A 12,001-nucleotide genomic window follows, 5' to 3' on the forward strand; every position below is an offset into this window, starting at 1 on the left:
CCGTCAGTGGGCCGGCTTCAGGGGAACTGGCCGCCCTGGCGCTGCTGCGCCTGCTGCGCCTGCTGCCGCAGCTTGCCGATCTCATCCTGGGTGATGCGGCCGTCGTGGTTGGCGTCCAGGCGCTGGAACTGCTGTTCGGCGTGGGCCATGTACTCCTCGTGGGAGATGGCGCCGTCGCCGTTGCCGTCCATGGCCTTGATGCGTTCCTGCATGCGCTCCTGGAGCATCTCGCGGCGGCTGCCGTCGCCGGCGGCCTGGGCGCTGAGGCTGGCGCCGAGGAGCAGGGCCAGGCACAGGCTGGGGATGGGGTTCATGGAATCACCTCAGGGGTTCGGGGTCAGGGTGAGGCTGCCGGTGCGGGTCTCGCCCTGGTTGCCGGTGACGCTGCGGGAAAGGGTGTGGCTGTCGCGGTCGAAACTGTAGCTGGCCGAGCGTTGCGCCGTCTCGCCCGCTGCGTTGGTGACCTGGGTCTGGCGGGTGAGGCCGTCGTCGCCACGCTGGCTCTGTTGGCTGAAGCTGCCGCTGCGGCCGTCGCTGGTGGTCCAGGTGCCGCTGCTCTGGCCGTCGGCGTGGGTGCCTTCGAGGGTGACGCCACGGCCATCGGCACCGCTGCTGCTGCGGCTGAACTGGCCGCTGTCGCGGTCGTAGCGGGTGGTGCTGCTGGTGCTGGCGCTGCGGCCGTCGGCGCCGGTGACGCTGCGCTGGCGGGTCAGCCCGTCGGCCAGGTTGCCGCTGCGCTGGGTCTGCCAGCTGCCGGCCTGGCCACGGCCGGTGACGAAGCCGCCCGCGTGCTGGCGTTCCCTGGCCTCGGCCAGGCCGGCGCACAGCAAGAGCAGGCAGAGCAGGTGGGGCAGGGCGTTGCGCAGGGTGGCGTTCATGGGAGCCTCGTTGCCGGGAAAAGGGCGGGTTCGAGGGTTGTACGCCGGCGATGGCGGGGTACCTGCGATTATTTTTCGCAGGCACCAAGGTGGGCCGGCTGTCGGGTACCGCTCCGTGCGATCGGGTGCTCCGCTTGGTGGATGGGTGAAGCGTCATCCACCCTACGCGGCGTCGACCGTGGCGTTGGCGGTAAGAGCTTGGTGATCAGTTGGCGGAGCCGGCACCGAGATGGGCCGGATGTAGGGTGGATGGCGCTCTTTTCATCCACCAGGCGATCGTGCAGCCCGCGCGCATGCCCGCCTCGTGGGCGCGAATTCCTTCGCGATGGAACCTCCGGCCACCCCTCAGCCGGCTGCCAGCGGGTGGTCTTTCGCGGCTGAAGCCGCTCCCACAGGAGGGGCCCGCCGTTGTAGGTCGGGTGCAACCCGACGGGGCCGTGCGCAAGGCCACGCGGGTTTCACCCGCCCTACAGACTGAAAATCAAGGCTGCCTTCCCCGGAAAGACGCGATGAACCTTATTTTTCGCAGGCACCAAGGTGGGCCGGCTGTCGGGTACCGCTCCGTGCGATCGGGTGCTCCGCTTGGTGGATGGGTGAAGCGTCATCCACCCTAGCAGCGGCGACGGTGGTGCTGGAGTGGGGGCACAGAGGTGGGCCGATGTAGGGTGGATGACGCTCTTTTCATCCACCGGCGGAGCCCGGCGTGACCACGGATGCTGGGCTGGCTGGTGAGGCGGGGTTCACCCTACGGCTGCGGCGCCAGGGCATTGCTGCAGGCGGTGATCACCGCGTCGTCGGCCTTGAGGCGGTCGGGGAGGAAGTCGCGGAGGAATTCCACCCAGGTGCGGATTTTCGCGTCGAGGAACTGCCGCGACGGGTAGAGGGCGTAGATGCCCAGGGGGAACAGGCTGTGGCGCGGCAGCACGCGCACCAGGCTGCCGTCTTCCAGGCCCTTGACCGCGGAGTACACCGGCAGCACGCCGATGCCCATGCCGGCGATCAGCGCTTCGGTCATGGCGTCGGCGGTGTTGGCCTGGAAGGGGGTGTGGTTGATGGAGATCATCTGCTGCCCGTCCGGGCCCTCGAACAGCCATTTGTCCAGGGCCATCACCGAGTTCACCAGGCGCAGGCAGCGGTGCTGGGTGAGGTCCGACGGCTGGCGCGGGGCGCCGTGTTTGGCGATGTAGGCGGGGGAGGCGCAGAGCACGCTGTAGGTGGTGCCGAGCTGCTTGGAGATGAACCCCGAGTCGGGCAGCTCCTGGGCGATCACCACCGAGATGTCGTAGCCCTCGTCGAGGATGTCGGTGGTGCGGTTGGCCAGGGTCAGGTCGAAGCTGACGTCGGGGTAGGTCTCGCTGTACTGGGCGATGGCCTTGATCAGGTAGTGCTGGCCGATGCCGGTCATGGCGTGGACCTTGAGGTTGCCGGCGGGGCGGGCGTGGGCTTCGCTGGCTTCGGCTTCGGCTTCCTCTATGTAGCCGAGGATCTGCTCGCAGCGCAGCAGGTAGCGCTGGCCGGCTTCGGTGAGGGCGATGCGACGGGTGGTGCGGTGCAGCAGGCGGGTACGCAGGTGGGTTTCCAGGGTGGCCACGGCGCGCGATACGTAGGAGGTGGTGAGGTCGAGACGGGCCGCCGCAGCGGTGAAGCTGCCGGTTTCGGCCACGCAGACGAAGGCGCGCATGTTGAAGAGGATGTCCATGAAGGGCTCCGGCCTGGAAGGGGTGCGAATTCTGGCATGAAGTGCCGAGGGGATTATGGCTGATCAGTACACAATGAATCGCCTATCCGAGCGCTTATCCCGAAGCCGGGCCACACATAGAATCGCCGCCGTTTCGGGCCTTTCAGGTCCTTGCCTCAGGATGTGCCGCACGTGCCCCGCAATCGTCGGCCCGGGTTGACCCGAGCCAGTCTGTTCGCCGTCTTCCCGCTTCTGTGTTCCTGTATCGATTCCTCCGGCCTCGCGCCATCCTCCCGGCCCCTGGACGCCCATGAACTGGCGCCGGGCGCGGCCATCAGCACCGCCCAGGCCGAGGCCGGCTGGCCCGCCGGGCAGTGGTGGCGCGCCTATGGCGACCCGCAGCTGGACCGCTGGATGGACCGCGCCCTGGCCGGCAGCCCGAGCCTGGCCATGGCCGCCGCGCGGGTGCGCCAGGCCCGGGCGCGGGCCGGCGTGGTGGAGGCCGACGAGGCGCCGCAACTGGGTCTGGACGCCAGCCTGCAACGCAAGCGCTGGCCCGACGATGCCTTCTACGGCCCCGGCGACCTGGCCCGCAGCAGCAGCTGGAACAACACCAGCCAGCTGGGCTTTTCCTACCCGCTGGATCTCTGGGGCCGCGAGCGCAGCCGTGGCGAGTCGGCCCTCGACCAGGCCCGGGCGACGGCGAGCGAGGCGCGCCTGGCGGCCCTGGAGCTGCAAGGCAACCTGGTGCGCAGCTATATAGGCCTGGCCCTGCACCACGCCGAGCTGGATATTGCCGAAGCCGAGCTGGCCCGCCAGGAACAGCTGCTGGCGCTAACCCGCCAGCGCCGCCACGACGGCATCGGCACCGGCCTGGAAGAGACCCGCGCCCAGCTGGGCCTGCCCGAGGCCCGCCGGCAGATCGACCTGCTGCACGAGGCCATCGCGCTGGACCACAACCAGCTCGCCGCCCTGGCCGGCGCGGGGCCGGGGGAGGGCGAGGCCCTGCAACGCCCGGCGCTGTCGCCATTGCTGGACTTGGGCCTGCCGCCGCGCCTGCCCCTGGAGCTGCTCGGCCACCGGCCGGACCTGGTGGCCGCGCGCTGGCGGGTGGCGGCCGAAGCGCGGGGCATCGAGGCGGCGAAGGCGGACTTCTACCCCAACGTCGACCTGCTCGGCGGCCTCGGCACCTCGGCGGTGCAGGGTGGGGTGCTGGACTTCCTGCGCTACGACAAGCTGACCTGGGGCCTGGGCCCGGCGCTGTCCCTGCCCGTCTATGACGGTGGCCTGCGCCGTGGCCGCCTGGCCGAGGCGGGGGCCGGCTACGACCTGGCGGTGGAGGGCTACAACCAGGCGCTGGTGCTGGCGATCAAGGGCGTGGCCGATGCCCTGGTGCGGCTGAAGTCCCTGCGCGAGCAGCAGCACCTGGCTGCCGAGTCGGTGACCCAGGCGCAACATGCCTTCGACCTGGCCCAGTTGGCCCGCCAGCGCGGCCTCACCGACCAGCGCGCGGTGCTGGAGGCGCAACCGGCGCTGCTCCAGGCCCAACGCCTGCAGCAGCAGGTGCGCGCCGCACGCCTGGTGGCCCAGGCCGATCTGTTGCTGCAACTGGGCGGCGGCGTGCTGCCGGTGGCCGCCGGCCCGCAGCCGGAGCGACTGACGCCCAGCGAACCCACGCTGCATATCCCCCATCCCTGAGAAACGACCATGACCACAACCTTGCGCCGCGACCTGGCCAGCTGGGCGCGCACCGAGGGCCTGACCTGGGTGTTCATCCTCAAGGCCCTGCTCACCGCCTTCATCGCCCTGTGGCTGGCCTACCGCCTGGAGCTGCCGCAACCCGGCACCGTGCTGGTGACGGTGTTCATCGTCATGCAGCCGCAGAGCGGCCAGGTCTTGGCCAAGAGCTTCTACCGCATCATCGGCACCCTGCTGGGGCTGACGGTGATGGTGGCGCTGATCGCCCTGTTCAACCAGGAGCGGGTGCTGTTCATGCTCAGCGTGGCCATCTGGATCGGCCTGTGCACCGCCGGTGCCGCGCGCTACCGGGACTTTCGCGGCTACGCCTGCGTGCTGGCCGGCTACACGGCGGTGATCATCGGCCTGCCGGCGACCCTGCACCCGGAAGGCGCCTTCATGCAGGCGCTGTGGCGGGTGCTGGAGATCACCCTGGGCATCCTCTGCACCGGGCTGGTGAACGCCCTGGTGCTGCCGCAGACCAGCAGCGCCGACCTGCGCGCCACCTTGCAGGCGCGCTTCCGCGACTTCGCTGCCTTCGCCTGCGAGGGGCTGGCCGGGCGCCTGGACAGCGAGCGCTTCGAGGCCCTCAACGCGCGCTTCGCCGCCGCTGCCGTGGGCCTGGAGAACCTGCGCAACGCCACCGCCTTCGAAGACCCGCACATGCGCCTGCGCGCCGGGCGTCTGGGGCGTCTGAACAACGAGTTCATGGTGCTCTCCACGCGCTTCCACGCCCTGCACCAGTTGCTCAACCGCCTGGCCGCGACCGTGGAACCGACCGGCCAACTGGTGCGCGAGGCCCTGGCACCCTGCCTGGCGGAAGTGGCCGCGCTGCTGGCCGCCCAGCGCGAGAGCCTGGGCAGCGACGCCGAGGCGGCGGAGTTCGCCGGGCGCCTGGCGGCCTGCCGGCAGGAGCTGATGCAGCTGATCCGCGCCGGGCGCGGGCGCCTGGCCATGCAGCAGGTGGATGAGGCCGGCGCGCTGGATTTCGATACCGCCGCCGAGCTGCTGTTCCGCTTCGTCGATGACCTCCACAGCTACGCCCTGACCCTGGCCTCGCTGCTGGACCACCGCCACGCCCGCGAGGACTGGCGGGAGAGCTTCCGCCCCCGCGCCAACTCCCTGGCCGCCGCCGTGGCCGGCATGCGCAGCAGCCTGCTGATCCTCGCCCTGGGCACCTTCTGGATGGCCACCGCCTGGCCGGCCGGGGAGACCTTCACCATGACCGTGGGGATGATCTCGGCACTGGCGTCGTCATCCTCCAACCCCAAGCGCCTGGCTCTGCAGCTGACCATCGGCGCCACCGGCGGCGCCCTGGCCGGTATCGCGACCACCTGCTGGGTGCTGCCCTGGCTGGACGGCTTCGCCATGCTCTGCTGCGCCCTGGCGCCCACCTTCGCCCTGGGCGCGCTGCTGCTGTCGCGCAGCCAGTGGTCGGGCTACGGCGTCGGTTTGCTGGTGTGGTTCTGCCTGCTGTCGCTGCCGGCCAATCTCACCCACTACGACCCCTACCGGCTGTTCAACGAGTACCTGGCGGTGCTGCTGTCCATGACCCTGGCCACCCTGGCGGCGGCGCTGATCCTGCCGCCCAACCGGCCCTGGCTGTGGCGGCGCCTGGAGCACGACCTGCGCCTGTGCGCGGTGCACACCGTGAGCGGGCGCATCCGTGGGCTGGTGAGCGGCTTCGAGAGCGGCACCCGGGACCTGCTGGCCCAGGCCTATGCCTTCTCCGCCGGGCGCCCGGACGTTCAGCGCCGGCTGCTGCGCTGGATGTATGCGGTGCAGGAGGTGGGGCACGCGGTGATCGAGCTGCGCCTGGAGCAGGCACGGCTGCCGGCGCTGTCCTGCTATGCCGAGTCGATGCCATGGCGGCAATCGGTGCGGGTGATGGGGCGGGCGCTGATCCGCCTGCTGATCCAGCCTGGCGAGGCCAACCGCCTGCGTGCGCTGCAGGCGGTGGAGCAGGCCATCGAGGCGGTGCGCGCCACCCCCGAGCCCTGTGCGCCGCAGTTCGAAACCTCGCCCTTGCGCCGCCTGCAGAGCTACCTGCACTTCATCCGCACCTCCCTGCTCGACCCGCTGGCGCCCTGGGCTGATGCCCTCGAGCCGGCACCTGCCCCGGTACTCGCCCATGCCACGTGAGATCGCCCTGCACGGCGTCTACCTGCCGAGCCTGACGCTGCTGTTCCTCCTGGCCCTGGCCGGTGGCTGGGTGCTCGACCGCCTGGCCGCGCGCCTGGGGCTGTACCAGCACGCCTGGCACCCGGTGCTGCTGCGGGTCAGCCTGTTCACCTGCCTGTACGGCGCCCTGGCGCTGGCCACCTACCGTTGAGAGACCCCTGTCCGTGAAACGAATCATCAGTGTCGTCGCGACCCTGCTCATCCTCGCCCTGGCGGTGACCTTGGTGCACCAGCTGTGGCAGCACTACATGGAGTCGGCCTGGACCCGCGACGGCCGGGTGCGCGCCGATGTGATCAACATCGCTCCCGATGTCGCCGGGCTGGTGGTGGAGGTGCCGGTGCGCGACAACCAGGCGGTGAAGGCCGGCGACGTGCTGCTGCGCATCGACTCGTCGCACTACGCGCTGGCGGTGAGCGAGGCGGAAGCGGAGGTGGACGCCGCCCGCGCCGAGCTGGACATGCGCCGCCTCAACGCCCGCCGCCGCGCCGACATGGACGACCTGGTGGTGTCGCGGGAAAGCCGCGAGGACGCCGGCCACATCGCCACGGGTGCCGAGGCGCGCTACCGCCGCGCCCTGGCCCGGCGTGATGCCGCGCGGCTGGACCTGGAACGCACCGAGGTACGCGCGCCGGTGGACGGCTACGTCACCAACCTCAACATCTACCGGGGCGACTACGCGCGCACCGGCCAGGCCAGCATGGCGCTGGTGGACGGGCGTTCGTTCTACGTCAACGGCTACTTCGAGGAAACCCGCCTGCCGCGCATCCGCGTGGGCGCGAAAGTGGAGATGCGCCTGATGAGCGGCGAGCGCTTGCTGGGGCACGTCGACAGCATCGCCCGGGGCATCTACGACCGCGACAACCCCGAGAGCCGCGAGCTGGTGGCGGACGTGAACCCCACCTTCAACTGGGTGCGCCTGGCCCAGCGCGTGCCGGTGCGCATCCACCTGGACGAGGTGCCCGAGGGGTTGGCGCTGTCGGCGGGAATGACCTGCACCGTGGTGGTGGACGAGGGGCAGGGCGCGGACGCTCCGCAGGGCTGAGGGATTGTTGAGCCAGCGGCCACAGTCCTTGTGCTGGATCGCTCTGTAAGCGCCGGGTGGCGCTCCTTAAAATTGACCTGCCTCCCACGACGAGGCGCACATGCTGATCTACCTCACCGTCCTGCGGTGTTGCGCAGTACCTTCGGCCCGTTCGTGGAGAGCGGGCCGAAGCCCCTCCCTCCAAGGCAATTCGGATAACAGATCAATGAAAGCGTTCATGTTGCTGGCCCTGGCCGGCCTGTCTCCTCTCGTCTTCGCTGCCGCCCCCGAACAACCCGCTCCCGCCGAAACCGAGCCCTACCACTACGGCATGGAGCTGGACATCGCCCGGGTCATCTCCCGCAGCGAAATCCCCGACGTCTGCGGCGTGGTACCGGCCTACCTGACCTATGAAGACCACCAGGGCAAGGTCCACCGCCTCGAGTACATGGTGTTCGGCAATGGGTGCTCCAACGGTTGAGCCCAGCCGCTCGACGTGACAGATGCCCGGCCCGATAAGCCGGGCATTGTCGTTTCTGGGGGCCATGGGGCGGCCTGTGTGACGTTTGGATTAAATATCTGACTTGCCGGTCGGAATTCATTATCCTGCGGCACTCTTGCTTGCAGTACAGAACAACCCATCAATAAAAGGATCAATTCCATGGCTCAAGTAACCCTCAAGGGCAACCCCGTCAGCGTCGATGGCCAACTGCCGGCCAAAGGCGCCCAGGCACCGGCTTTCAGCCTGGTCGGCGGCAACCTGGCGGACGTGACCCTGGCCAGCCTGAGCGGCAAGCGCAAGGTGCTGAACATCTTCCCGAGCGTCGACACCCCCACCTGCGCCACCTCCGTGCGCAAGTTCAACACCGAGGCCAGCAAGCTGGCCAACACCGTGGTGCTGTGCATCTCCGCCGACCTGCCGTTCGCCCAGGCGCGCTTCTGCGGCGCTGAAGGCCTGGAAAACGTGATCAACCTGTCCACCATGCGTGGCGCGCAGTTCCTCAAGGACTACGGCGTTGCCATCGCCAACGGCCCCCTGGCCGGCATCGCCGCCCGCGCCGTGGTCGTGCTGGACGAGAACGACAAGGTGCTGCACAGCGAGCTGGTCGGCGAAATCGCCGACGAGCCGAACTACGCAGCTGCCATCGCCGCGCTCTGATCGGGCGAGGGTGACGAAAAAGGGAGGCCGATGGCCTCCCTTTTTCTTTGGGTGCGATTTTGTGGTCAGGCACGGCGTTGAGCCGTGTGTGGGGGCTGTCGCTTTTTACCTCCACCAGCGGTGTTGGGCGGGGCACCGATGGTGGATGGGTGAAGCGTCATCCACCCTACGCACCGGTCGAATTCGTAGGTTGGCGCCGAGCGCAGCGAGGCCCAACGCAACGGCGCCGGCCCATTTCGCGAATGAATTCCCATGGGTTCTCGCAACCGCTTCGCGAGCAGAGCTCGCTCCTACGAGGCGTGCCAGGGCCGACCGACGGGGTTGCGCGGGGCCATGTACGGAGTTGACCCGTGTGTAGGGTGGAGGTCGCTCTTTACCTCCACCAGCGGTGTGTGGCGGGGCGCCGATGGTGGATGGGTGAAGCGTCATCCACCCTACGCAGCGGTCGGCTCCGTAGGGCGGGTGAAGCCCGGGCTACGGGTGGTGTGGCGCTAAAGCGTGAGCTGCAAACGCTTGACCAGGGCGCCGGGGAGCAGGGAGGAGAGGGTCTGGCGTTCGTCGTAGGTGCTGGCGGAGAGGCGCAGCTGGCGTTCGGCGGTGAGGGCTTCGAGCTGGTCACCGAGGAGGTCGAAGAGGCTGTCGTCGAAACGCATGGTGCTGACCGGCGCCTGGATGCGGCCGTCCTCCACCCAGAAGGTGGCGAAGCGGGTCATGCCGGTGATGCGGGCGGCGGGCAGGTCGGACCAGTTGAGGTACCAGAGGTTGCCGATGTAGAGCCCGGTGCCGAGGGCGGCGAGGGCGTCGGCTTCGGGCAGGGTGCCGGCGTCCATCACCAGGGCCAGGGGATTTTCGTCGCCGCTGGCGCCGTTGCCGGGCAGGCCGTATTCACGGGCGCTGCGCGAGCCCACCAGGCGGCCGGTGAGGCGGCCCTGCTGGATGAGCGCGACATCGCTGCGTGGCGAACCCTCGGCGGTGAAGGGCGGCGAGAGGGCGCCGGCCACCTGCTCGTGCAGGCCCAGCAACGGGCTGAAGCGGGCGCCGTCGTCCAGGCGTTGCAGCGGGCTTTCCTTGCTGGCCAGGGCGCGGGCGGAGAAGCCGCCCCAGCAGAGCATGCCGGTGATTTCCTCCAGCGCCGCCGGGGCGATGTAGGCGCGGTAGCCGCCCGGGGCGAGGATGTGCAGGGGCTTGCCCAGGTGCTCCAGCTGGGCGCGGGCGGCGGCGAAGCGGCGGAGGAATTCCTCGTCGTTCCAGCCCTGGCCGGCGTAGTCGGCCTTCACCGCCTGGCCGTTGGCGTGGAACAGGCTGAAGTCGAAGTTGAAGCAGTGGGCGCTGTGCCAGCCGAAGGCACCCCAGCTGTTGGCGAAGCCCCGGTAGAGCGGGCCGGCGGCGTAGATGCCGACCATATCCAGCCCCTCGGCGGCGGCGCTGATGCAGGGCAGCACGGCGGCCGGGTCGGGCAGCGGCTGGCTGTCGACATGGCGGCGCTGCCAGGGCGTGCGGTCGGGCATCAGGTAGGGGTCGGGCGGCAGCTGGCCGATCACCGCGCGCAGGCGTTCGAGGCCGTCGGCCAGGCGCTGGCGGTCTTCGTCCGGCTGGCCGGAGAGGGTGACGGCCATCTGCGCCTGGCGCTCGGCGGCGATCAGCTGCAGGGTGGCGCCGGCCTGGGACACATGGCCGGCCTGGCGCACGCGGGCGTGGTTGAAGCGGATGAAGTCGGATTCCTCGGCGCTGTACCAGAGGGTGAAGTTCTCGCCGGGGCGCATGGCCTGGCGCAGGGAGTCGGCGAGGGCGGCGAAGCCGGCTTCGCGGGAGTCGATATGGACGCTCATCAGGCGGCACCTCCGAATACGTCGACCTGGCTGAACACACAGGCGGGTGAGGCATGGCCCACCCGCACCACCTGGTTGGGCTCGCCCTTGCCGCAGAAGGGCGTGCCGAGCACCTCGAAGGTGCTGGCGTCGCCCACCGCGGCGAGGCTGCGCCAGAAGCTGGCGGAGATGCCCCGGTAGTTGGGGTTCTTCACCACGCCCTTGAGCTCGCCGTTTTCGATGAGCTGGCCCCATTCGCAGCCGAACTGGAACTTGTTGCGCGCGTCGTCGATGGACCAGGAGCGGTTGGTGGTCATCAGGATGCCGCGCTCGATACCGCCGACCAGTTGCTCCAGGCGCTGGTTGCCGGGCTCGATGTTGAGGTTGGCCATGCGGTCGATGGGTGCGCGGTTCCAGTTGCAGGCGCGGCTGTTGGCCACGCCCGGCAAGCCGCTGCGTTGCTGCGAGAGGGCGCCGCCGAGGGGGCGCAGGAGCAGGCCCCTTTCGATCAGCAGGGTCTTCTGCGCGGCGCTGCCGTCGTCGTCGTGGCCGTAGCTGGCCAGCTCCTCGGGGATGCCCGGGTCGAAGCTGACGTTGAGCAGCGCCGAGCCGTATTGGTAGTGGCCGAAGTCTTCCTGGCGGATGAAGCTGGTGCCGGCGTAGTTGCGCTCGTCGCCGAGGATGCGGTCCAGCTCCAGCGGGTGGCCGATGGATTCGTGGATCTGCAGCATCATCTGCTCGGGCATCAGCAGCAGGTCACGGGGGCCTTCCGGGGTGTTGGGCGCCAGCAGCAGTTGCAGCGCCTCGTCGGCCACGCGGGGCGCCGAGCCGCGCAGGCCCAGGCGCTGGATGACCTCGGCGCCGCCCTGCTGGCCGCCGTGGTAGCCACCGAAGCTGCGGGTCTGGCTGTCGTGGCCGTCGAAGGCGGTGACACTGGCGCCGGGGTAGACGAACTGCAGTTCCTGCCAGTGCTCGGCGCCGGCGCTGTTGAGGTAGAGCTGCTCGTGGCGGTTGACGCTGAGCAGCAGCGTCCAGTTGACCAGGCGCGGGTCGGCGGGCACCGCGGCGGACTCCTCGCGCAGCAGCTCGATGCGCTCGGCGATGCCGGGCAGCGGGGTGTCGAGGCCCGGGGAGCGGTACTCGGCGCGGCCCTGGGGCGGGGCGACGCGGGCGTCCACCAGGTTGTGCGGGGCGATCAGCCGGGCGCGGGCCTCGGCCAGGTCGAGGGCGCGCTGCAGGCCTTCGGGGCTGAGGTCGTTGGTGGCGGCATAGGCTTCGACGCCACTGATGCGCACGCTGAGCATGGCGCCCAGGTCGCTGGAGAAGAATGGCGGCTCGGCGACGTTGCGCCGTACCCGGCAGTGCTCGCCGCTCTGGCGGACGATGCGCAGGGCGTGGAAGTCCGCGCGGCTGCGCAGGGTGGAGAACTGCTGCTTGAGTCGTTCGAACACGGGGCGCTCCCAATCATCGGCAAGGCAAGGGCGCATGGTCGCGCGGGTGGCCTTGATGAACAAGAGCGGGCGCGGAAAGGAGATGTG

General features: G+C 69.8%; 11 protein-coding genes. 6 read left to right on the forward strand and 5 right to left on the reverse strand.

The genetic code is table 11. The annotated features are described in order from the left end of the window. Positions 1 to 17: 17 nt before the first annotated feature. The 3 genes from PSm6_RS23135 to PSm6_RS23145 form a co-directional block, all read right to left on the reverse strand. On the reverse strand, positions 18 to 314 hold the full coding sequence (locus PSm6_RS23135) for an EF-hand domain-containing protein (RefSeq protein ID WP_265168368.1): 297 nt from the start codon (positions 312 to 314) through the stop codon (positions 18 to 20). 9 nt (positions 315 to 323) lie between these two features. After that, a complete protein-coding gene (locus tag PSm6_RS23140; RefSeq protein ID WP_236209169.1) occupies positions 324 to 878 on the reverse strand; it encodes a hypothetical protein in 555 nt (184 codons plus the stop codon). Positions 879 to 1,623: 745 nt separating this feature from the next. Then, positions 1,624 to 2,577: a LysR family transcriptional regulator gene (locus PSm6_RS23145; RefSeq protein WP_021219161.1), complete on the reverse strand. Its 954-nt coding sequence runs from the start codon at positions 2,575 to 2,577 to the stop codon at positions 1,624 to 1,626. Positions 2,578 to 2,748: 171 nt separating this feature from the next. Between PSm6_RS23145 and PSm6_RS23150 the strand changes: the two genes are divergently transcribed. From PSm6_RS23150 to tpx, 6 genes are all read left to right on the forward strand, one after another. After that, positions 2,749 to 4,254: an efflux transporter outer membrane subunit gene (locus PSm6_RS23150; RefSeq protein ID WP_265168369.1), complete on the forward strand. Its 1,506-nt coding sequence runs from the start codon at positions 2,749 to 2,751 to the stop codon at positions 4,252 to 4,254. Between the two features lie 9 nt (positions 4,255 to 4,263). Then, on the forward strand, positions 4,264 to 6,435 hold the full coding sequence (locus tag PSm6_RS23155; RefSeq protein ID WP_265168370.1) for an FUSC family protein: 2,172 nt from the start codon (positions 4,264 to 4,266) through the stop codon (positions 6,433 to 6,435). Next, a complete protein-coding gene (locus PSm6_RS23160; protein ID WP_021219158.1) occupies positions 6,425 to 6,625 on the forward strand; it encodes a DUF1656 domain-containing protein in 201 nt (66 codons plus the stop codon). Before PSm6_RS23155 ends, PSm6_RS23160 begins: the two co-directional genes overlap by 11 nt. Positions 6,626 to 6,632: 7 nt before the next feature. Next, positions 6,633 to 7,517, forward strand: coding sequence for an efflux RND transporter periplasmic adaptor subunit (locus PSm6_RS23165; RefSeq protein ID WP_265170561.1), 885 nt, complete (start codon positions 6,633 to 6,635; stop codon positions 7,515 to 7,517). A 205-nt stretch (positions 7,518 to 7,722) separates the two neighbouring features. Continuing rightward, positions 7,723 to 7,977 (forward strand): DUF2790 domain-containing protein, encoded by a 255-nt coding sequence (locus PSm6_RS23170; protein ID WP_265168371.1) that lies wholly within the window; start codon positions 7,723 to 7,725, stop codon positions 7,975 to 7,977. A 180-nt stretch (positions 7,978 to 8,157) separates the two neighbouring features. After that, positions 8,158 to 8,655 (forward strand): thiol peroxidase, encoded by a 498-nt coding sequence (gene tpx, locus PSm6_RS23175; RefSeq protein WP_021219155.1) that lies wholly within the window; start codon positions 8,158 to 8,160, stop codon positions 8,653 to 8,655. 491 nt (positions 8,656 to 9,146) lie between these two features. On the opposite strand, the gene PSm6_RS23180 is transcribed toward tpx, so the two are convergent. Together PSm6_RS23180 and PSm6_RS23185 are read right to left on the reverse strand one after the other, a co-directional pair. Further along, positions 9,147 to 10,484, reverse strand: a complete 1,338-nt coding sequence (locus tag PSm6_RS23180) for a TldD/PmbA family protein (protein ID WP_265168372.1) — start codon at positions 10,482 to 10,484, stop codon at positions 9,147 to 9,149. Then, on the reverse strand, positions 10,484 to 11,914 hold the full coding sequence (locus tag PSm6_RS23185) for a TldD/PmbA family protein (RefSeq protein WP_265168373.1): 1,431 nt from the start codon (positions 11,912 to 11,914) through the stop codon (positions 10,484 to 10,486). Before PSm6_RS23185 ends, PSm6_RS23180 begins: the two co-directional genes overlap by 1 nt. Positions 11,915 to 12,001 lie beyond the last annotated feature (87 nt).

The sequence above is a fragment of the Pseudomonas solani genome (assembly GCF_026072635.1).
Lineage (GTDB): Bacteria > Pseudomonadota > Gammaproteobacteria > Pseudomonadales > Pseudomonadaceae > Metapseudomonas > Metapseudomonas solani.

Excerpts from the sequence above, each read along its gene's own strand:
- PSm6_RS23135 (WP_265168368.1), bottom strand. The coding sequence starts at position 314 with ATGAACCCCATCCCCAGCCTGTGCCTGGCCCTGCTCCTCGGCGCCAGC.
- PSm6_RS23140 (WP_236209169.1), bottom strand. The coding sequence starts at position 878 with ATGAACGCCACCCTGCGCAACGCCCTGCCCCACCTGCTCTGCCTGCTC.
- PSm6_RS23145 (WP_021219161.1), bottom strand. The coding sequence starts at position 2,577 with ATGGACATCCTCTTCAACATGCGCGCCTTCGTCTGCGTGGCCGAAACC.
- PSm6_RS23155 (WP_265168370.1), top strand. The coding sequence starts at position 4,264 with ATGACCACAACCTTGCGCCGCGACCTGGCCAGCTGGGCGCGCACCGAG.
- PSm6_RS23160 (WP_021219158.1), top strand. The coding sequence starts at position 6,425 with ATGCCACGTGAGATCGCCCTGCACGGCGTCTACCTGCCGAGCCTGACG.
- PSm6_RS23170 (WP_265168371.1), top strand. The coding sequence starts at position 7,723 with ATGAAAGCGTTCATGTTGCTGGCCCTGGCCGGCCTGTCTCCTCTCGTC.
- tpx (WP_021219155.1), top strand. The coding sequence starts at position 8,158 with ATGGCTCAAGTAACCCTCAAGGGCAACCCCGTCAGCGTCGATGGCCAA.
- PSm6_RS23180 (WP_265168372.1), bottom strand. The coding sequence starts at position 10,484 with ATGAGCGTCCATATCGACTCCCGCGAAGCCGGCTTCGCCGCCCTCGCC.